The organism is Hymenobacter sp. BT559, from assembly GCF_017571525.1.
Classification (GTDB): Bacteria; Bacteroidota; Bacteroidia; order Cytophagales; family Hymenobacteraceae; genus Hymenobacter; species Hymenobacter ginsengisoli.
Map to the genome: position 1 here is coordinate 213,568 of NZ_JAGETY010000005.1, position 19,582 is coordinate 233,149.

15 protein-coding genes are annotated in these 19,582 nt (G+C 60.7%); 6 read left to right on the forward strand and 9 right to left on the reverse strand.

The window, feature by feature from the left end:
- Nucleotides 1-45: 45 nt before the first annotated feature.
- From J4D99_RS09130 to J4D99_RS09140, 3 genes are all read right to left on the reverse strand, one after another.
- Nucleotides 46-432: a GxxExxY protein gene (locus tag J4D99_RS09130; protein WP_208131386.1), complete on the reverse strand. Its 387-nt coding sequence runs from the start codon at nucleotides 430-432 to the stop codon at nucleotides 46-48.
- 127 nt (nucleotides 433-559) lie between these two features.
- Nucleotides 560-3,220 (reverse strand): DUF5686 and carboxypeptidase regulatory-like domain-containing protein, encoded by a 2,661-nt coding sequence (locus J4D99_RS09135; protein WP_208131387.1) that lies wholly within the window; start codon nucleotides 3,218-3,220, stop codon nucleotides 560-562.
- A gap of 93 nt (nucleotides 3,221-3,313) precedes the next feature.
- Nucleotides 3,314-4,171, reverse strand: coding sequence for a DMT family transporter (locus J4D99_RS09140; RefSeq protein WP_208131388.1), 858 nt, complete (start codon nucleotides 4,169-4,171; stop codon nucleotides 3,314-3,316).
- Nucleotides 4,172-4,314: 143 nt separating this feature from the next.
- Here J4D99_RS09140 and J4D99_RS09145 point away from each other — a divergent pair, with 143 nt between their 5' ends.
- Nucleotides 4,315-4,812, forward strand: a complete 498-nt coding sequence (locus tag J4D99_RS09145; RefSeq protein WP_208131389.1) for a regulatory protein RecX — start codon at nucleotides 4,315-4,317, stop codon at nucleotides 4,810-4,812.
- Between the two features lie 67 nt (nucleotides 4,813-4,879).
- Nucleotides 4,880-5,242, forward strand: a complete 363-nt coding sequence (locus tag J4D99_RS09150; protein ID WP_208131390.1) for a hypothetical protein — start codon at nucleotides 4,880-4,882, stop codon at nucleotides 5,240-5,242.
- Between the two features lie 78 nt (nucleotides 5,243-5,320).
- Here the strand turns inward: J4D99_RS09150 and J4D99_RS09155 are convergent, their stop codons facing one another.
- On the reverse strand, nucleotides 5,321-5,956 hold the full coding sequence (locus tag J4D99_RS09155) for a DUF4230 domain-containing protein (RefSeq protein WP_236018589.1): 636 nt from the start codon (nucleotides 5,954-5,956) through the stop codon (nucleotides 5,321-5,323).
- Nucleotides 5,957-6,057: 101 nt separating this feature from the next.
- Between J4D99_RS09155 and J4D99_RS09160 the strand changes: the two genes are divergently transcribed.
- Nucleotides 6,058-7,281 (forward strand): hypothetical protein, encoded by a 1,224-nt coding sequence (locus J4D99_RS09160; protein WP_208131391.1) that lies wholly within the window; start codon nucleotides 6,058-6,060, stop codon nucleotides 7,279-7,281.
- Nucleotides 7,282-7,303: 22 nt separating this feature from the next.
- Here the strand turns inward: J4D99_RS09160 and J4D99_RS09165 are convergent, their stop codons facing one another.
- The 3 genes from J4D99_RS09165 to J4D99_RS09175 all read right to left on the reverse strand — a co-directional run bounded on the left by J4D99_RS09165 (nucleotide 7,304) and on the right by J4D99_RS09175 (nucleotide 12,035).
- A complete protein-coding gene (locus tag J4D99_RS09165; RefSeq protein WP_208131392.1) occupies nucleotides 7,304-8,227 on the reverse strand; it encodes a 1-aminocyclopropane-1-carboxylate deaminase/D-cysteine desulfhydrase in 924 nt (307 codons plus the stop codon).
- A 122-nt stretch (nucleotides 8,228-8,349) separates the two neighbouring features.
- Entirely contained in the window at nucleotides 8,350-10,920 is a 2,571-nt protein-coding gene (locus J4D99_RS09170) for a YfhO family protein (RefSeq protein WP_208131393.1), read from the reverse strand.
- Between the two features lie 269 nt (nucleotides 10,921-11,189).
- A complete protein-coding gene (locus J4D99_RS09175; RefSeq protein ID WP_208131394.1) occupies nucleotides 11,190-12,035 on the reverse strand; it encodes an endonuclease/exonuclease/phosphatase family protein in 846 nt (281 codons plus the stop codon).
- Between the two features lie 130 nt (nucleotides 12,036-12,165).
- On the opposite strand from J4D99_RS09175, the gene J4D99_RS09180 reads away from it, so the two are divergent.
- From J4D99_RS09180 to J4D99_RS09190, 3 genes are all read left to right on the forward strand, one after another.
- Nucleotides 12,166-14,742: a bifunctional UDP-N-acetylmuramoyl-tripeptide:D-alanyl-D-alanine ligase/alanine racemase gene (locus J4D99_RS09180; protein ID WP_208131395.1), complete on the forward strand. Its 2,577-nt coding sequence runs from the start codon at nucleotides 12,166-12,168 to the stop codon at nucleotides 14,740-14,742.
- Nucleotides 14,743-14,949: 207 nt separating this feature from the next.
- Nucleotides 14,950-16,287 carry an alpha/beta hydrolase family protein gene (locus J4D99_RS09185; RefSeq protein WP_208131396.1) on the forward strand — a complete coding sequence of 446 codons (1,338 nt, stop codon included), beginning with the start codon at nucleotides 14,950-14,952 and terminating at the stop codon, nucleotides 16,285-16,287.
- Between the two features lie 150 nt (nucleotides 16,288-16,437).
- On the forward strand, nucleotides 16,438-17,091 hold the full coding sequence (locus J4D99_RS09190) for an OmpA family protein (RefSeq protein WP_208131397.1): 654 nt from the start codon (nucleotides 16,438-16,440) through the stop codon (nucleotides 17,089-17,091).
- Between the two features lie 246 nt (nucleotides 17,092-17,337).
- Here the strand turns inward: J4D99_RS09190 and J4D99_RS09195 are convergent, their stop codons facing one another.
- Nucleotides 17,338-18,237: a carboxypeptidase-like regulatory domain-containing protein gene (locus tag J4D99_RS09195; protein WP_208131398.1), complete on the reverse strand. Its 900-nt coding sequence runs from the start codon at nucleotides 18,235-18,237 to the stop codon at nucleotides 17,338-17,340.
- A 276-nt stretch (nucleotides 18,238-18,513) separates the two neighbouring features.
- Nucleotides 18,514-19,431 (reverse strand): carboxypeptidase-like regulatory domain-containing protein, encoded by a 918-nt coding sequence (locus tag J4D99_RS09200; protein WP_208131399.1) that lies wholly within the window; start codon nucleotides 19,429-19,431, stop codon nucleotides 18,514-18,516.
- Between the last annotated feature and the right edge of the window lie 151 nt (nucleotides 19,432-19,582).

Genomic DNA, 19,582 nt, shown 5'->3' on the forward strand with positions numbered 1-19,582 from the left:
TTTTTTGGATTAGTCGGATTTTGTGGGCGATTGATGCGCTCCCCTTTAGCGGGAATGGGTTTTTAGAAAACGTTTGAATTTTAAGCTGGGCTCACCAAAATTGTTGAGTAAGCCAACCTCTAAGCGATAAGCTTCCAGGTAGTTGATAATCTGAGCGTAGTGCATAGCATTTAGTTCATGTAGCGCTTTTAGCTCTACCAGCACGGTTTCCTCGACTAAGAAATCGACGCGGCGGCTACCCACTTCTACTCCTTTGTAGAAAATTGGCATTTCCAATTCTCGGCCGAAGACGACACCTGCCTGCTCTAGCTCTACCGCTAGGCTTCGCTGATAGATTACTTCCTGAAACCCAGTACCCATCAGCTTGTGCACACCCATGGCGCAGCCGATAACCTTTTCCGTCACTTTGTTAAAACGAGTATCAAGCAGCATAAAATCGGAAAAGTGGAATTCAAAGGTAGCTATCCTGCTAAATCCTACTTATTAGCCAATCTGCCTGCTTATAATCGCCCACAAAATCCGACTAATCCGAAAAATCCGTCCGAATCCGTGGTTCAGATTAAAAACCCAGCCCGATTCTTACACCAGTGCCCGCCCGCTGCCCGCTTTGCAGCCCGGTATAAAAATCAGCGCGCAGTACCTTGAAAATGTGCTCGATGCCGGCCCCTAGCTCCACGTAATGCCCTAGCTGGGCGGTGTGCAGGTAGTTGACCGACAGTACTTCCTGCCACTTCAGCTGGCGTAGCAGCGGGACTTTGTTGAAAATGAACCCGTTGAAATGGTGGTTGAAGTGTCCCTCGAAGTAGCTGGCGCGGGTGCTGTACTGGTAGTAGTCGAGCAGTTGAAACTCGTTGAAATTGGCTGCCAGCAGCGTGCGGTTGCCCGAGAAGTGGCGGTAGTCGGCGAAGGTTATGCCCTCCTGCTTGCCCACGAAGCCGCCCACGATGGCCTGCACCGTGGAGGTGCCGGCTAGCCCCAGGTTAAGCACGTGGCGCACCGAGGCTTGCAGCAGCAGGTAGCGCACATCGGCCCCTAGCAAATGCGGCACCGCCAGCCGGCCCTGCGCGCCAAACGTAGGCCATTTCGAACCCAGATTAAACTTGCCATCGGGCCGCGTGATGTAGCGCTGGCCGGGCTTATAACTCAGGCTGAGGCCTAGCACGGCGGCGTTGCTGCGGCCAAAGGCAGTGGCGCTGCCAGGGGCTTCCTCGGCCACCGGCTCGTTGGGGGTGAAAGCGCGGCCGGGCACATCGTGCCACAGATAATCGGCGGTATTATAGAGCTGCACGCGCTGGAAGTAGCTAGCCGCGCCGCGCACCGTGAGGCCATTGAGCGGCTCCCAGAGGTAGCTCAGCTCGGCACCCTCGCGGCGGTAGAGCTTGGCGTAGTTCTCGTTGAGTAGCAGTGAATAAGCTGAATTTATGAACGGCGTGAGCTGCGAGTTGCGGTCGAAATTTTCGATGGTGCGGCCGGCCACTAGCCCTAGCTGGCGCGTCTTCTGCGGGTCGAGCTGCCAGTTCATGGTCAGGCTGGGCTGGAGCTGCTGGTTCGAGAAGCCGTAGCGCAGCGTGGGCGTCAGGGTCAGGAAGCGGCGGTCGTCGGTGCGCTGGGTGTAGGTGGCCTGGGCGTTCAGCACGTAGCCCTCTACCGTGTTGTATTGCAGCTCGTTGAAGATGGGCGCCACGGCTAGGCTGCGCTTGGCGAAGGTATTGCTGTGGGTATAGCCGGTGAGTAGCAGCTTGCTCACGCTCAGCTCGTTGCGCTTGCGGTCGAGCGAGTCCTGGTAGGGGCGCGACTTGCGCACCACCTCGCTGCTGTCCTTCTTGTGGTAGTCTACTTTTTCCTCCGCGGTAAGCGGTACCGGGCGCACCTGGCTCCAGTAGCTGCTGTCGCGGTCGTTCACGCCTTTTTCTACCAGCTCCACCTCGCCGCGCTTGAGGGTGGCTAGCGGGTCGTTGCGCAGCGAGTCGCGTCGGGCCTGCTTCACCTGGCGGCGCACCTGCTTGCTCAGGCCGCTCAGGTTGGGCTTTTCGCGCTTGATTTGCTGGGTCAGTTCTTTAGTTGTAACTGGGGCAATAGCTTGGGGGCTAGCCGCTTCGGCTTTGGCGACTAGCTCGGCGGGCGGCCCGGGGTAGGTGGGCACCACGCGATTGTAATCCGACAAAATGCCCGTAGCGTAGCCCGAGCCCTTGAAGCCAAACGCCGAAAAGCTGAACGTGACCTGCTGCGACTGCACCACCCAGGCGTGCGGCACGCCGGGCGCGGGCGCGTAGAGCTGCTCGATGTGCAGCTCATCAACGTAGTCGAGCTGGGCATCTTTGGTGAGGCGCAGGTCGGTGGAGTGAATGCGCCACGAGCCATCCACGATGTAGATAAAGCCCGAAAAGGCCGGGTCGTTGCGGCGGCGCGGCGTCACGCGGATTTTATGCACCGTTTCGCCGCCCCGCGTGCTGGAGCCTATCAGCTCGTAGGTATAAAACAGGCCCGCGTTGCTGGCAATCGGCGACACGAAGCCCCGCCCGCCGAAGGGCGCCTTGATGAGGTTGTCGTAAAACGTGAGGCTGGCCCCCGCGCTGGCTTGGTCAAACGGGATGCCGCGCGTGTTGCCACTCACCCGCCCCGACAGCATGCGCTGCTTTATCACGTTGGGCTGCTGGAAGGAGATATCCGACAGGCTCTCCGCCAGGTAAAAAATGCCCGGCTTGATGTCGGGCCCCACCTTAAACAAGCCTAGCACCTTGCCCGGCGTGTCGCTGAGCCGCGCCAACGTCTTGACGTAAAGCCGTGCCCGAAACGAGGCTACCTCGCGCCGGTAGTAGGGCCGCCACTGCTGCGCGTGCTGAATGATGGCGTAAGCCGGGTCGCGGTCGGAGCCGCGCACCGTCACTTCGTTCAGGCTATAGGCCTCGGGGGCTAGCGCCACGTTCAGCACCAGGGTCGAGTCGCCGGCCGGCACGCGCACGGCCTCGGTGCGCGGCTTGTAGCCCACATATTGAAAGACAAGCTGATAGGTGCCGGCCGCTAGCCGCAGCTGGTACTGTCCCAGCTCGTTGGTGCCAGTGCTGACGGCCGCGCCCCGCACCGCCACGTTGGCAAAGGGCAGGCCCGCCCCGTCGGGGCCGCTGACCTTCCCCTTAATAATGCCGGCGTGCGCGGCCACGGCCGTTAAGAACCAGAAAATGACTGCGTACTGAAACGACTGGCGAACGACAACCGACATAACTAATTATACTTCCAAAAGCAGGCAGCAAGATAGGCCGGCTGCCTGCTAGATACTGGGTAAGAAGAAAAGGTTGGCTGCCGGCCCCGAGCGCTACGCGGGCTTTTTCTCCTGCCGGCTCAGGTACCAGGCATTAAGCAGCACACCGAGCAGTACCAGCCCGATGCCGGGGTACACCGTGGGCTTGATTTTATCGCCAAACACGAAATAGCCCATCGCGGTGGCGTAGATAAGCCCCAGGTAGTCAAGCGCCGCCACAAAGTTGGCCTGCTTTTCCTGGAAGGCCTGCGTGACGCACCACAGCGCCACATGCGTGAAGATGCCGGCCAGCGCCAGCCAGGCCCAGTCGGTGCCGCGCGGCAGCTTTAGGTCAAACAGCATCCAGCCCGCCGCGATGGCCAGCGGCACGAGGTTGAAGTAAAATACCGGCACTAGTGGCGCAATTTTATTGCCCACGCGGCGCAGAAACACGCTGCTCATGCCCGACGACACGGCCGCGCCCACACCTATCAGCACGCCGGCCGAGAGTAGCCCGTCGGTGCCCTTGGCCAGCACCACACCCGCCACGGCTAAGGCATAAAAAAGCCATTGCCAGGGCTTTAGCGGCTCGCCCACCAGCCAGATGGCCGCCACGGCCGTGACCACCGGGGCCAGGTAAGTAAGCGTCACGGCCCCGCCGATGGGCAGTGCCTTAAGGGCCAGGAAGCCGCCGATGATTGAGCCGGCCCCAAAAATGCCCCGGCCCCAGAGGTTGCCGCGCGCCCCAGGCGGGCCCCATACCGGCTCGTGGGTGCGCCGCAGCTGAATAACGGTGAGCGTGAGCGAGATAAAGCAGCGGGCAAAGATGATTTCGGCGGTGGGCAGGCCGTCGAGCTTCTTCACGGCCACGTTGACGACGGCCAGCAACGCCGTGGAGGCGAGCATGTAGAGGATTCCGGGCGAAAGGCGCATACAAGGCAAAAACGGCGATGGCCCCGGCGCGGCGGCACGTTTGGCCCCCGGCGGCCGTTGCAGCAGGCAGCGGCGGGCCAGCTAGTACAACGGGCTAGCCCCCGCTTCGTTCCCGTATTTTGCGGCCGCCTCTTATTTGCCCTATGTTTAAGAACCCCGACAAAGCCCCCAAGACCTACACGCCCGGCGAGGCGCTGCCCAAAATCGCGGCTTTCTGCGCCTACCAGGAGCGCACGCAGCGCGAGGTCGAGGAAAAGCTCAAAAGCTACGGCCTCGACGAAGACGAGGCCGGCGAAATCATCATCCGCCTAAGCCGTGAAAAGCTGCTCGATGAGGAGCGCTACGCCCAGGCCTACGCCCGCGGCAAGCACCGCACCAACGGCTGGGGCCGCCGCCGCATCAAGCTGGAAATGAAAGCGAAAGGCCTGAGCGAGTATTGCATCAAAAGCGGCCTCAAGGAGCTGGACGGCGAAGAGTACTATGACAAGCTGAAGCAGCTGCTAGGCCAGCGCGACGCCCGCGAAAAGGAAACGCACCCCATGAAACGCAAGATGAAACTCATGGCCTACCTTACCCAAAAAGGCTACGAGTCGGACCTGATACAGGAGGCGCTGGGCGAGCTGGCTGCCGAGGACGAGTAGCCAGCCGGCAACTTCTGTTTGTCAACTACGTTAGTACTACTAAAAATAGCAGCTAACTTTTGGCATCATGAAAATTGCAGTTGAAAAAGGCGACGATAAAGTCTTCTTGCCCGATGGCCGCCACACCGTTACCATTACCAGTATCGAGGAAGGCACCAGCGAGCACCAGAACGTACCGTTTTTTGCTGCCCACATGGAAAACGAGGATGGCTTCGTGACTCAGCGCTTTTATAACTCACCGGCCGGCCATCCTATCATCTTGTCGCTCTATTCGGCCGTGGGCATTAAGCCGCAGGAAGGTAAAGACCTTGATACCAAACAACTGGTTGGCAAGCATCTGTCGGTAGAAGTGAGCGACCACAGCTACACTGACCCCGCCAGCGGCAATGAGCGCAGTATTCGGCAGGCCACGGGCTTTCGGGCGGCCTAGCCGTAGGTAGTAACTACGTAAGAGAACGTCATGCTGAGCGCAACTCGGCATGACGTTCTCTTTTAAGGCTGCTAGATTTCACAGCTTGCGTGGCGCCGTTGGTGCTACCAGCTGCTGGCCTATTATCACGCGCCGGCCGGTGAGCGTATGCAGCATGGGCACGAGTAGTTGCTGCGCGTTGCGCTGCGTTTCAGCCAGAATGCCGCTTTGCAGCGCCGACTTACGCACCTGAGCCTCGGCGTAGCGGTAGGCGTCATCGACAAGGCTAGCGTCGTCGAAAAAGCCATTTTGGGTGCTGAAAACGCGGCTTAGGTTGTGGTTCACCTGAAAAGCGCACAGCTCGGGCGCGGGCAAGATGATGCGCACCACCGAGTCACCTTCCAGCACTACGTCCTGGGGACGGATTTTGCGCAGGTCGAGGCAGCCCACGGCCTCACCGCCCACAATGAGGGCCGCCTTGGCATCGGGCAAAAACGGGTATTTAGCCGTGCGCTTGTACTCCACCACATCTTTGAAGCGGTAGCGCACCAGCTCCAGCTTGCCCAGCGCTTCGACCTGCGTGAGCACTGTGTTGTGCGTCACCGACACCTGCGGCTCACGCGGGGCTAGCGGGTTGAGGCTAGCCAGCGTAGTGCCGATTTTGCGCCACAAAAACACGCCCAGCGCCACAAGGATAAACAACGGGATGAGGCGGCGAATGAGGCGAGGCAGCATGATGGGCAACGGGGCCAGCCAGCGCCAGCCTATTTGTAGAGGGTAGCCAGTAATACCCCAAACCACACCCTCAGGTTGGCGCCGCGTAGCTTTGACGGGCAATGGCAACGCTTCCATCTTCCATTTTAGCAGCGATACGCCACCTGGCGCGCTATCACCGCTGGCTGCTGCTAGGCCTGTGGCTGCTGGTGCAGGCCGCCTACCTGGCCAAGTACCACGGCCCGCACTACGCTAACGACAGTGCCCGCTACCTCAACTACGCCGCCAACCTGGCCGAGCACGGCTACTACAAAATCGCGCCCGGCACGGCCCCCACTACCATCGCCAACAATGGCTTGGCTAATTTTCAGTACGAGCACAACCAGCGGTACATCCTCTACCCGTGGTTTCAGAGCGTGTGGCTGCGGCTGCATGCCGGGTGGTGGGGCATTGTGCTGGGCCAGCTTGCTATATCGGGGCTAGCGGCGCTGGCGCTGTATAGCGCCGTGCGGCAGCTGGCCAGTGGGCAGCTCGGGGCGGCGGCCGTAGCTACCGCGCTATTTATCGGGTGGCCCGATGTGCAGCAGTTTAATTGCTTCTTGCTCACCGAGTCGCTGTTCATTAGCCTATCGGTGCTTTCATGCTGGGCTTTTGTCAGAACGCGTGGTAGCGGCTGGGGTGCATGGCTGCTTTTGCTGGGCTTGCTGCTACTCACGGCGCTTGTGCGCCCCAATGGGTTTGTGGTGGCGGGCGCGGTGGGCCTGGCGGGGCTAGCCACGCTCTTCACCAAAAAGCGGCGCGTATTCTGGCTGGCGGTAGGGGCAGCGGTGCTGGCCACGCCCCTGGCCGTGTGGTGGCTCAATCATCAGCTGGTCAGCTTCTACATAGTGGAAACGTATGTGCGTGGCGAGCTCATGTTTGCTACGCCGGTGTGGGCGGTGCACCCCAGTGCGCCGCTGGTGCTGCCGCCCGATGGCATCGGCCAGATGTCAAGAGTACTCTACTTTGCCGCTCACAACCCTGGCTTTCTGGCCAAGCTGATGCTGGGCAAGCTGCTCGTATTCTTTAGCAGTATCAAGCCCTATTACTCGCTGAGCCACAAGCTGATGAGCGTGCTGGTGCTGTGGCCGCTCTACTACCTGGCGGTGCGCGGCGCGCGGCTAGCCTCGGTGTGGCTGCCGGGGCGGGCATTTCTGGTCGGGGTGCCGCTGCTGCAAGCCGCCGTGGTCATGCTCACCGTCGATGACTACGATGTGCGGTTTCTGGCCCCGGTGCTGCCGTTTGTATTCGCGCTGGCCGGGCTGGCAATAAGGGAATGGCTTGAGGGAATGAATATTAGAAAGTAGCTGACCGGGTTTCGGTTAGCACTCATTCCTTCGGCCTGCTACTCATTCCACCAAACCCTGCCCAGCCTTGCTGGCCGCCAGTGTGCACCGCCACCACGGTACTGCCCCGGGCAAAATGGCCTTTTTCAATAAGGTCGAGCACGCCATACAGCAGTTTGCCGGTATAAGTGGGGTCTAGCAGCACGCCATAATCGGCCTCAAACTGCTGAATAAAGACCCGTAGCTCGGGCGGCAGCTTGGCGTAGCCGCCAAAGTGGTAGCCAGTGTGCAGCTCGTACCCAGCCCCGGCCGCGCCGGCCGTGGCAAGCAGCGCAGCTACCTCAGCGTGCAGAAAGTCAGCTCCTTTCAAAGCCGCCACGCCTACGGCGCGGGCGGGGTAGCCAGCCTGCGCCAGGCCTAGCGCCAAGCCCGCGAGCGTGCCACCGGTGCCCGCCGCCACGGCCACGGCATCGAAGTCGGTGTGCAGGCGCAGCTCACCGATGAGCTCGGCCACGCCGGGCAGCGCCAGGGCGTTGGTGCCGCCCTCGGGCAACACGTACACGGGGCCATACTGCCGGCGCACCGCCGCCAGAAAGCCAGGCTCGGTGCGCTGGCGGTAGGTGCTGCGGTCGAGGTAGTGCAGAGCCATGCCCTCGGCCGCGCAGCGGGCTAGGGTGGGGTTGAGGGGCAAGTGCGCTTCGCCGCGCACCAGGCCAATGGTTTCGAATGCGTAGCGCTGCCCGGCGGCGGCCACGGCGGCCAGGTGATTGGAGTACGCTCCGCCGAAGGTGAGCAAGCGCGTATGGCCATCGGCCCAGGCTTGGCGCAGGTTATACTTCAGCTTACGGGCCTTGTTGCCGGGTAGGGCAGGGCTCACCAGGTCGTCGCGCCAGAGCAGCAGGCGCACGCCCCGCCGCTCGGCGCTCGGATGCGGAATAGGTTGAAGCAGGTAAAAATCGTCGGTCATTGCGGGCGCAACGCCAGGAAGCGCCGCAAGTCTGCTAGGTCATTCGCCTTCTACTACTGCGAAGAAAGGAACGACTGCCGCAATTGTGCTAGAAATAACGGCTAAAGTACCGCAAATATCCGCTAGCTACTCTCTTGTTCACGGCGACGGAAGCCAAATATCCCCGCCGCGCCCACTGCCAGCAGCACACCAATGCTCGAAAGCAGCGATACCGTATTGCCAACTTTGTATTCCTTGGGCTCAAACACAAATTTTATTTCGTGCGAGCCGGCTGGCACCTGCATGGCCCGCAATGCCCAGTCGGCGCGGAAGTGCGGCACCGGCTGGCCGTCGAGGAAGGCCTGCCAGCCATCGGCGTAGTAAATCTCCGAGAACACTACCGTGCCCGGCTGGGCCGCCGTGTAGCGGTACGTGAGGGCGTCGGGGGCATAGCTGGTGAGGGCAATAGTGCTCGACGAGTCGGCGTAGGTAGCCGGCTTTACATCGGGAAATTTCTTCGTGTCAACCACGGCTACCTGCTTGGCATTGAGCGTGTTCAGGGCCGTCATCTCGGCGTCGGGGCTAGCTACAGCTTTCACTTCGCGCACAAACCAGGCGTTGCCCAGCGCACCGGGGTTGCGCTGTACCTGCTCGGCTTCGCCCTGCTTCTGGGGCGGCACTATCACGTAGCGTGTGTTCAGCATGTTGAGCACGCCTGTATTGTTCTGCGAAATCTGGCGTTCGATGAGGTCCTGGTAGCGGCGCAGCTTGGCTCCGTGGTAGCCACCAATGCTCTTGTGGAAGTACGACGTGCGCGCCTCGTTAAAGGGGTTGCCGAGGTTGAGCACGCGGTAGCTCAGGTCCTTATCCTGCAAAATCTGGGTATCGGCGGGCGAGGGCTGGAAGCTCTCGGCAATGGTTTCGGTCTGGAAATTCTTTTCGCCGAGGTAGCGCTTGTCTACCGTCCAGAGGTCGAGCAGTACCAAAGCGGCTACCGCCAAGGCAGCTAGCCGCGCATCCAGCTTACCCTTCAAATAAAAGTAAAGCGCCGCCAGCGTCAGGCCCACGAAGAGCAGCCCGCGCCAGATGTCGTTGTGCAGCAGCTCGGCGCGGTCGGCGCGCAGGGCGCTCATCAGCTGTGGTGTGAAGCCACTTTGCGTGAGGTTAGCATCTTGCGGCGAGGCATAGTCGAAGCTCAGGCTCGCCACCCAGGTCAGCAGCAGGAAGCCCGCCGTGATAGCCCCGGCATACAGAAGCTGCTTGATGCGGTGCAGGTTATCGGCCGAATCGACGGCCACGGCCGGCGCCCCCGCGGCGCGGGCCGCTTTGGCCAGCGCCGGGTGCAGCGGCTCGGTAGGCACAGCCGCTGGCGAGCCAGCCGGCACCACGGCCATGCGCGGCCGCAGAATGCGCGACAGGGCTAGCGCCGCCAGCAGTGGCATCGCCAGCTGCGCTATCACGAGGGCCATGCTCACGGCCCGGAAGCTGCGATAGCCTGGCAGGTAATCGAAAATCAGATTGTTAATCGTTTCGAAATTCTTGCCCCAGGCCAGCACAAACGACACCAGCGTGCCGGCCAGCAGCCAGTAGCGCGTGCGCTTGTCCACGACAAACAGGCCTAGCACAAACAGGAAGCACACCGTGACGCCCACGTACACCGGGCCAGCCACATAGCTTTGGTCGCCCCAGTAAGTGGGCATAGCCGTCAGGTATTCTTCGGGCAGGCCGGCGGCGGCAATGTGCGAATCCTTGCCCAGCGGCATGGCGCTGCTGCCGCCGTAGAAGTTGGGCACCAGCAGCGTCATAGTTTCGCCGATGCCGTAGCTGTAAGCAAAGGCGTAGTCGCGGTCTTGCTGGCGGGCGCTGGGCGCAGCGGCCTGGCCAGGCTGGGCCGGCAGGGCCTTAAGCTCGGAGGGCGAGCGGTTGCTGTATTTGCTATACTCGTAGGTGGTATAGAGGCGGCCGAAGCTCACGCCCACCGCCAGCAGCGCACCTACCCCTAGCAGGATTACTCGGCTGAAAAAATCGGGCAGGCGCCCGGCCCGAATGGCCGCCACCAACTCGATAATGCCATAAATGACAACCAGCAGGCCCAGGTAATAGGTAATCTGCGGGTGGTTGGCGCGCATGTTCATGGTGAGGCCTAGCGTGAAAAGAGCGGCGCCCAGCCACTTATTCTGGCGCATAGCCAGCAACAGGCCGCCCAGCACCAAGGGCGCGTAGGCCAGCGCCCACGACTTGGTATTGTGCCCGGCCGCCAAGATGGCGAGGTTGTAGCTCGAAAAGCCCAGCGCCACCGCGCCGGCCACCGCTACCAGCGGGCGCACCCCCAGCGCCACCAGCAGCACATAGCCGCAGAGCAGCGCCACAAACAGGTTGCTCACCACGCCCGGCAAGCCTAGCGCGATAAACTTCTGCACGTACACAAACAGGTCGCCGGGGAAGTGTACCGAAATCAGGTACGTCGGCATGCCGCTGAACATAGAGTTGGTCCAGAGCGGCTCGTGGCCGTGCTCGGCGGCCCACTGCTGCGTCTCGTGCGCGCCACCCTGAAACTGGGTAATGTCGTGCTGGGCCAGCGTCTGGTGCTCAAACACGATGGGCGCGAAGTAGGCCACGGCCAGCACCACAAAAAACAACACGGCCAGCACGTGCGGCCAGGCCCGCTGCCACAAAGGAGCGGGCGCAGAAGAATAAGAAGCGGAAACGGCCATCGGACGGCTTAACTACAGAGTAGGCAATGAGAGCCCGAAGGTAGCGCCGGGGCGGGGAAGGGGGCTAATTAACCCGTCTATCCTTACCGCGCTGCGCTCGCAAGGATAGATATTTTTGTGACTTGTTAAGTAGTTACATCACCGGCTGCCCCGCCAACACGGTCGCCTATACACGGCGAACCTCCGGCTGGGAAGATAACCGAGGGTTCAAGAAACGGGGGCAGGAGTACCCTAGCTTCTTATCCAAATAAGAGTGGGCTTGGCTAGGCCTACTTCAGCACCACTTCTGCCATCACCGGAAAGTGGTCCGACGGATAGTGGCCCCGCATCGAGTCGGTGAGTACGGCGTAGGTTAACACCTGCCAGCCCGCACTCACGAAGATGTAGTCGATGCGGTCGACCAAAGGGGCATCGAGCTTAAAGCCGGTGAAAGTGCCGACTGGCCCGTAGGCCGGCTGGGCCGTGAACAGATAGGAGTCGTGTAGCAGCGCTTGCAGGGTTTTTACCTGCTCGGTATCGGGCGTCGAGTTGAGGTCGCCTACGCAGATAACGGGCGTGTTCTGCGCGATTTCCTTGATTTTCTTCGCCATGAGCAGGCCCGACTGGCGCCGGGCCTCCACGCCCTGGTGGTCGAAGTGCACGCTGAAAAAGAAAAAATCCCGCTGCGTTTTCGCATCCCGGAACTTGGCCCAGGTGCAGATGCGGTTGCAGCAGGTGGCATCCCAGCCCAGCGAAGGCCGGTCGGGCGTCTGGCTCAGCCAGAAGTCGCCGGTTTGTAATAGCGTTAGCCGGGCCTTTTTATACACAATAGCCGAGTGCTCGCCGGCCTGCTTGCCATCGTCGCGCCCCTTGCCCACGAACGCGTAGCCCGGCAGCTCGGTCAGGTCGGTAAGCTGCCCCTGGAAGCCTTCCTGGGTACCGAACACATCGAAGTCATGATAGCGCACTAGGTTTTTAACCAATTCTTTACGATTAGGCCAGGCATCAGCTCCGTCGCTGGGCGTGTTCATGCGCAGGTTGTAAGTGGCTACCCGCAACGGCGCGGATGTTTTCTGAGCTGAAACAGACTGACTAAGCCAAAGACTGCTGAGCAGCAGGTAGATAATCAAGCGCATAGGTTAAGGAGAGAAAAGGGGCTAGCCGGGCGGCGGTCAAATGTAATGCTGCCTGTTGCCGGCCTGTATAGGCGGCAGCTTGGCCCCGGCCATCGCGCATGTAGACCCGCATTCCGACCTTTGCCGGGCCATGGCTATCTATTTTTTCGACCTGCCTGCCCTGTTGGGCGGTGCCTTGCTGCAAGCCCCGACCACCGAGGTGGCCCTAGTCACCCTGCTGCTCGACAGCCGCCGTGTGGGCCTCACCGAGGGCGCCGTATTCTTTGCCTTGCGCGGCCCCAATCACGACGGCCACCAGCACCTGGCCGCGCTCTATGCCAAGGGCGTGCGGCTGTTTGTGGTTAGCCACCCACCGGCTAGCCTGGCGCCGTTTGCCGAGGCGGGCTTTGTGCAGGTGCCCGACACCCTGGCGGCGCTACAGGCACTAGCGGCGCGGCACCGGTCCGCCTTTGCGGGGCCGGTGTGGGCCATCACGGGCTCCAATGGCAAGACCATTGTGAAGGAATGGCTAGCCCAGTTGCTGGCTCCCGACGAGGACATTTGCCGCTCGCCCAAAAGCTACAACTCGCAGGTAGGTGTGCCCTTAAGCGTGTGGGAGCTGGCGCCCGGCCGGCACACGCTAGGCATCTTCGAAGCTGGTATTTCGGAGCGCGGCGAGATGACGCGGCTCGCTCAGATTATTCGGCCCACGCACGGCATTTTCACTACGTTGGGCACCGCTCATGATGCTGGTTTTGCCTCGCAGCAAGAGAAGCTGGATGAAAAGCTCGGCCTGTTTGCCCAGCCCGGCTTCGAACTGCTCGTGTACTGCGCCGACCAGCCGGTGGTGCACGCGGCTGTGCGGGCCCGCGTCCTGCCTGCCCTGGCCTGGACGCGCCACGCCGCCCCCGGCGCGGCCCTACACTTTCGTCTCAAGCCCAATTCGGCGGGCACTACCACCGTGCGCGTGCGCCTGGGCGATGCCGACGCGGCGGCCCACTTCCCCGCCGAGCAGCCGGCGCTGCGGGCGGCCTCGCGCTTCACGCTGCCCTTTGCCGATGAGCCGTCGGTCGAGAATGCGCTGCACTGCCTGGCCGTGCTGCTCTGGCGCCAGCTCGACCCTGCCAAGGCCCTAGCCCCGGCCGAAATACAGCGCCGGCTGCTGCGCCTGCACCCGGTGGCCATGCGCCTCGAAATGAAGGCCGGCCGCCACGGCTGCTACCTCCTCGACGATACCTACAACAATGACCTGGCCGGCCTCTCGCTAGCCCTCGACGCCCTGAGTCGGCAGGCCCGACCCGGTGGCCGCACTCTTATTCTCAGCGATGTGCTGGAGTCGGGCCTCAGCACCGCCGAGCTCTATGCCCGCGTGGCAGCCTTGGTGCAGGCGCACGGCGTCACGCGGCTTATCGGGGTAGGGGAGGCGATTAAGGAAGAATTGGGAATGGGTGATTCTTCATTCGTCCTGCCTGATTCCAGATTTTATAACTCTACCGAGATGCTGCTGGCCGAGCTACGGCCGACCGATTTTCAAAACGAAACCATCCTCATCAAAGGTGCCCGGCGCTTCGGCTTCGAGCGGGTGGTGGCGGCTTTGCAGCAGCCCCAGCACGGCACGGTGCTCGAAGTGAACCTCGACGCGCTCACGCACAACCTGCAATATTATCGGCAGCGCCTGAACCCCGGCACCAAGCTCATGGTGATGGTAAAAGCCTTTGCCTACGGCAGCGGCTCGTATGAGGTAGCTAGCCTGCTGGAGTTTCAGCGGGCCGACTACCTGGCCGTGGCGTACGCCGACGAGGGCCAGCAACTGCGCGACAACGGTATCAGCCTGCCCATCATGGTCTTAAACCCTGGGCCTGATTCGTTTGGCCAGCTGCGGCGCTACCGCCTGGAGCCCGAAATCTACTCGCTCGAGCGCCTGCACGACTATTTGCAAGCTGCCCGCGAGGCCACCCACGATGGCGCCGGCCCGCTGCCCCCGCTGCACCTCAAGCTCGATACCGGCATGCGCCGGCTAGGCTTCTCCGAAGAAGAACTGCCCGGCCTGCTGGCCCTGCTGGCAGCCCACCGCGCGGCCCTGCCGGTAGCGGGCATTATGACGCACCTGGCCGCCGCCGACGACCCTAGCCACGACGAGTTTACGCAGCAGCAGCTCACCACTTTCCGGCGCATGGCCGCCGCTATCGAGGCCGTGCTAGGCTACCCGGCCCTCAAGCACGCGCTCAACTCGGCGGGTATCCGGCGCTTCCCCGAGGCGCAGCTCGACATGGTGCGCCTGGGCGTTGGACTCTACGGCGTAGAAGCTGGCGCGGAAGATGCCCACAACCTGCTGCCTGTTAGTACACTAAAGACTACTATCTCGCAGATAAAAACGCTCCCTGCCGGCACTACTGTGGGCTACGGCCGCCGGGGTGCCGCTACCGCTCATGAGCGCCGCGTAGCGACCCTGGCCATTGGCTACGCCGACGGCTACGACCGGCGCTTCTCCAACGGCCAGGGGCTGGTGCTACTGCACGGCCGCCGCGCCCCGGTAGTAGGCTCGGTGTGCATGGATATGGTGATGGTAGACGTGACCGACGTGCCCGAGGCCCGGGCCGGCGACGTAGCGGTGGTCTTTGGCGAAGGACTGAGCACGAGCGAGCTGGCCCAGCGCATCGGCACTATCCCCTACGAGCTGCTCACCAACGTGAGCGAGCGTGTAAAGCGCGTGTTTGTAAGCGAATAACTTATTGATAATAAGCGACTTGATTCTAATTTCGATTATTCGTGCCATGCAAAACGCACAGCACGAGGCTGAACTATGCCTATTTACTAGATAAATTAGCGGCTAAATTGTTCCTAAACACCTATTTCCCTTCTAGTTCTACTTGATTGTATGGTCTTTACTCGTATAGGTTTTTGTAGTTTTCTACTATTATTTTTAACTTGGGCATTGCCCGGCGCGTCGGCGCCCCGCCCGGCCGATACGCCGCTCGACGGCCTCTGGAAGGGTCCTTTGAAGCTGCCCGGCGGCGAGCTAGAAGTCATTTTTCGCCTGGTAAAGCTGAGCAGCGGCGAATACTTCGCCACGCTGGATGTGCCTAAGCAGCGCGTCAGCAACTTATCTGTCACGGTTACTACCCTCGCCGATACCATCACTTTTGCGTCGGTCGAAGCCAATTGCCGTTTCACGGGCCGCCTGGTGCCCGATGCAGGTCAGCTCCAAGGCACCTGGCAGCAGCCCGGTTTTCGGGTGCCTCTCACCCTAACCCACACGGCCCTGCCCACCCTGGCCACTGCTACCAAAACCCGCCTTACGCCGCCGTATCGCGAAGAGAATGTAACAATCCCCAACGCGGCAGCTAGCCTGCAGCTGGCGGGCACGCTCACCGTGCCGGCCGGGCCAGGGCCGTTTCCGGCGGTGGCGCTGCTCAGCGATGTGGGTGCGCAAGACCGCAACGGCACCGTGAACGAGTTTGGCCCCCAGGGCTGGCTAGCCGACTACCTCACCCGGCGCGGCATTGCCGTGCTGCGCTTCGACGACCGGGGCACCGGCCAGTCGACCGGCGCGGCCGAGGCTACGCTGGTCGACCAGGTAACGGACGCCCAGGCTGCGCTAGCCTTCCTGCGTACCCGCCCCGAGCTGATTCCGACCCAGCTAGGGCTGATTGGCCACGGCCAGGGCGGCAACGTGGCGCTGCTGGCCGCCGTGCGCCCCGAGCCGCCGGCCTTTGTGGTGGGGCTGGCGCCCTACGGCCTCACTGGCCGGGAGGCGGCCATGCAGCAGGAAGAGGCGACCCTGCGCAGCCTCCAAACCTCGTCAAGCCAGCTAGCCATCGCCCTCAAGCGGCAGCAAATGACGTTCGACGCCATCCGGCAAACCATCAACCGTAGTCAGGCCCGCGCTATTGTAGCCAAAATTTTGAAACAGGATAACCCCATGCTTAGCGATGCCGCCGCCGATGCGCGTGCATCGGAGCTGACCACGGCGCCCTACCGCTATTTTCTGTCGTTCGACCCAGCCGAGAGCTTGGCGCAGGTGGCCTGCCCCGTGCTGTTGCTCTACGGCAGCGCCGACCCGATACTTAACCCGGATAGCAACATGGTGGCTTTAGTGAATGGGTTGAGCATTAGTAGGCTAGTAACTACTAAGAAGCTGCCGGGCGTCAACCACGTGTTTCAGCCCGAGCGCGACCAGTGGCCCATCGTAGCCGGGCAGGCGCAGCCCAATTTCTCGCCCGCCGCCGAAGAAGCCATCCGGGCCTGGATAACGGCGTTGCCCGCTAAATAGCGCCGTCGGTTTGCTTCGTAGCAGCTCGATTATCTTCGGTCGTACGGCCCGCAGGTTGGCAGGTACGCCAACAGGGAGGGCCAGCTTTGCGTAAGCGGTGGGTCTTTCACCGCCGGCGCATGCTGGCCTTAACACCCCTGCTCTTGTTTCATGACCAAGCTCACCTACCCGCTGCTGGCCGCCGTATTACTGCTGGCTAGCTGCAACGACCTCAAAAAATCGGACGATAAAAACACCCTCGGCGAGGCGACCGCCGATACGGCCGTAGTGGCCCGCACCGGCAAAACGGTGGGCGATGCCGCCGCGGGTGCCGCCAACACGGTAGACAGTGCCGCCAGCAAAGTAGGCTCGGCCGTTAGCAGCGCCTTCGATAATACCAAGGCCAAGCTAGCCGACGTAAAGCTGCCCGAAGTGAATTTGAGCGGCATTACCGTGCGTGGCAATGAAGATTACCAGGTGTATGGCCTAGAGGAAAAAGTGTTGTTCGACACCGATAAGGCTACGATTAAGCCGAGTGCGGCCGAAGCGCTGAAGCAGATTAGCGCTTCTATAAGCAAACGTTATCCGGGCAAAGACGTGCAGGTGCAAGGCTTTGCCGATGCACGCGGCGATAAAAGCTACAACCGCCAGCTGAGCCAGCAGCGTGCCGAGGCCGTGAAGAACTACCTCATCACCACCGATAAGCTGCCTGCCGACCACCTTAGCACCGAGGCTTTCGGCGAAAGCCAGCCAGCCGCCACCAATGCCACAGCCGCCGGGCGCCAGGAAAACCGCCGCGTCGAGATTGCCGTGCGCGTCCGCTAGCCCGCAGCTTCAAAACGGCTTGAACGGATTTCGCAGATATGCCCGCTAAAGCGGGCTGCCTAGGTGGGATTCGCGTTTATTCGCTCTCCATTTTAAAAGGCTGCGACTACAAAAGCGGCATAAACTTAAACGAAAAGAGGCCCCCTAGCTAGGGGGCCTCTTTTCGTTAATATAACCTGGTTGGGTAGCCAGCCTGCTTTAGCAGGCTTATTTGCGAAATCTGTTCAAGCCGCTTCAAGCTGCGGGCTATTTATATGCGTCTACCTCGGCGCGCATCATGGCATTGAAGTGCGAGCCACCGTTGGCGAGCGTCACCAGATTCCAGCCCCGGCCAATGGCGTAGCTCCAGGTGCGGCTGTCTTTAAACTCGAACGTAGGACGCAAAATCTGGCCGTAGGGCGTGTAGTTATCCATAAAGTTGGTGGTGTAGAATTTGTCGCCGCTTACAATCCACTCCATTGCTACATAAAAGCCTTCCTCGGGCGCTACCAGGTTGTAGGGCGACAAGTCGACCGTAAACCACTCGCCGCCGCGCGCTGCCGACACAATTACGCTCTCGGTGAGCATGTCTTCGTTCGGGGCGTTATAGTTGCCGTTGGCCTTGTAGATACGTACCCGGAACGGCTCGCGCGGAAAGCCATTCTCACCGATGAAGAACGACACCGTGCGTATAAGCCCAAGCTTCTTGGCTTTGTCGTTCTTGCACATAAAAGCATACTGGCTGCCTGGCATGCCCTGAATCATGCCGGCGGCGGGCGAGTTGGAGTGGGCCCCTAGCAGCGTAGGCTTCACGGCCTTGGCATCCACTTTCACTTCGGCTAGCGCGATAGCCTGCTTGGGTAGCTGAATAATAATTTCCTCCATATTGGTGCCGCGCTTCACGAAGAGAGCCGTCCGCTTGTAGCCGAGCGCCATCACAATCACCGAGTCTTCGGTCACCTTCGTGGGCATAGCTAGCTGGAAATAGCCGTACTCGTTGGTGAGGGCACCGGTTTGCTCTTCGCGCAGGTTGATAGAGGCAAACGGAATTGGGTCCTGGGTTTTTTCATCCACCACGCGGCCCGTAATGCGGCCTTCCTGCTGGGCCCACCCTAGGGCAGGCAGTAGCGCGGCGGCCAGTAAAAAGAATAGTAAACGCTTAATCATACAGAAAAAGTAAAATGAATAAGAACGCGGCGTACAAATTTAATTACGACCGTGTGCTTGTTTATAAGGTGTGGTAAAAATTTCTATAAAATGTGCCCTGAAATTGCGTATGAGGCATTTTATTGCTTGATGACGCATTCATGACAATGGTATTTTTCTAATAATGCTCTGTGCTGTGCCTAGGGGTCGGGTAATATGCTGGCTGCCTTGCCCTAAAACAAGCAAAGCCCAGCTAGCCGGGCTCTGCATAAAAGATAATACCGGCGCCGACAGTGCTTATTTAATCATATCTACCTCCGCCTTAATCATGGCGTTGTAGTGCTGGCCGGCGGCGGTGGCCATCGTGAGCAGCGTCCAGCCTTTGGCAATGCTGTAGGTCCAGGTGCGGCTCTCCTTGAATTCGAACGTCGGACGCATAATCTGGCCGTAGGGCGTGTAGTTATCGTCCATGAAGTTGGTGTTGAAAAACTTGTCGCCGCTCACAATCCATTCCATCGCCACGAAGAAGCCTTCTTCGGGCGCTACCACGTTGTAGGGCGTCAGGTCGACGGTATACCACTGGCCGCCCTTGGGAGCCGATACCACCACGTTGTCGGTCAAGATGTCCGTGTTCGGCGAATTGTAGTTGCCGTCGGGCTTGTAGAGGCGCACCCGGAATGGCTCGCGGGGAAAACCATTCTCGCCGATGTAAAATGACACCGAGCGAATATTGCCCAGGCGCTTGTTCTTATCGTTCTTCACAAAGAAGGCATACTGCCCGCCCGGCTGGCCTTGCAGCAGGCCCTCACCCGGGTGGCTGGAGTTAGCCCCTAGCTCCAAGTTTTTTACTTTGCCACCTTTCACCGTCACGTTGCTCAGGGCAATGGCGCGGCGGTTCACTTCCAGCACTAGGTTGGCCATCGGCTTGCCCCGCTGCACCGCAATGGCCAGGTGCTCGTAGCCCAGCGCCATCACAATAAGGGAGTCGGTTTCATTTTTCAGCGGCCCCGGCAGCTGAAACACCCCGAACTCGTTGCTAAGAGCACCCGTTTGCTCTTCTTTTAAGCTAAGCGAGGTGAACGGCAGCGGCTCCTTGGTAGCCTTGTCAATGATTTTGCCGGCTAGCATGGCGGCGGCCGGCGTAGCAGTCTGCGCGTGGGCAGCGCCGCTCGCTATGCATAAAAATAATGCAAAATAAAATAAACGTTGAAACATTTGAGAGGGGTTAAAGGACTGGCTAGTGCAAAAATAAGCGGAAGTACTTATCGTTGCCACATTTGCCATGCACAAAAAAACACTACTTCTTGTGCGACCCTCCTAAATAGGCCAGCTGGCGGCTTGCAAACCCGGTGAGCCCTTAAAAAAA

What these genes read in the sequence shown, in the direction of transcription:
- J4D99_RS09190 (WP_208131397.1), top strand. Translation starts at nt 16,438, where the DNA reads ATGACCAAGCTCACCTACCCGCTGCTGGCCGCCGTATTACTGCTGGCT.
- J4D99_RS09130 (WP_208131386.1), bottom strand. Translation starts at nt 432, where the DNA reads ATGCTGCTTGATACTCGTTTTAACAAAGTGACGGAAAAGGTTATCGGC.
- J4D99_RS09180 (WP_208131395.1), top strand. Translation starts at nt 12,166, where the DNA reads ATGGCTATCTATTTTTTCGACCTGCCTGCCCTGTTGGGCGGTGCCTTG.
- J4D99_RS09140 (WP_208131388.1), bottom strand. Translation starts at nt 4,171, where the DNA reads ATGCGCCTTTCGCCCGGAATCCTCTACATGCTCGCCTCCACGGCGTTG.
- J4D99_RS09155 (WP_236018589.1), bottom strand. Translation starts at nt 5,956, where the DNA reads ATGCTGCCTCGCCTCATTCGCCGCCTCATCCCGTTGTTTATCCTTGTG.
- J4D99_RS09195 (WP_208131398.1), bottom strand. Translation starts at nt 18,237, where the DNA reads ATGATTAAGCGTTTACTATTCTTTTTACTGGCCGCCGCGCTACTGCCT.
- J4D99_RS09150 (WP_208131390.1), top strand. Translation starts at nt 4,880, where the DNA reads ATGAAAATTGCAGTTGAAAAAGGCGACGATAAAGTCTTCTTGCCCGAT.
- J4D99_RS09175 (WP_208131394.1), bottom strand. Translation starts at nt 12,035, where the DNA reads ATGCGCTTGATTATCTACCTGCTGCTCAGCAGTCTTTGGCTTAGTCAG.
- J4D99_RS09145 (WP_208131389.1), top strand. Translation starts at nt 4,315, where the DNA reads ATGTTTAAGAACCCCGACAAAGCCCCCAAGACCTACACGCCCGGCGAG.
- J4D99_RS09160 (WP_208131391.1), top strand. Translation starts at nt 6,058, where the DNA reads ATGGCAACGCTTCCATCTTCCATTTTAGCAGCGATACGCCACCTGGCG.
- J4D99_RS09200 (WP_208131399.1), bottom strand. Translation starts at nt 19,431, where the DNA reads ATGTTTCAACGTTTATTTTATTTTGCATTATTTTTATGCATAGCGAGC.
- J4D99_RS09170 (WP_208131393.1), bottom strand. Translation starts at nt 10,920, where the DNA reads ATGGCCGTTTCCGCTTCTTATTCTTCTGCGCCCGCTCCTTTGTGGCAG.
- J4D99_RS09165 (WP_208131392.1), bottom strand. Translation starts at nt 8,227, where the DNA reads ATGACCGACGATTTTTACCTGCTTCAACCTATTCCGCATCCGAGCGCC.
- J4D99_RS09135 (WP_208131387.1), bottom strand. Translation starts at nt 3,220, where the DNA reads ATGTCGGTTGTCGTTCGCCAGTCGTTTCAGTACGCAGTCATTTTCTGG.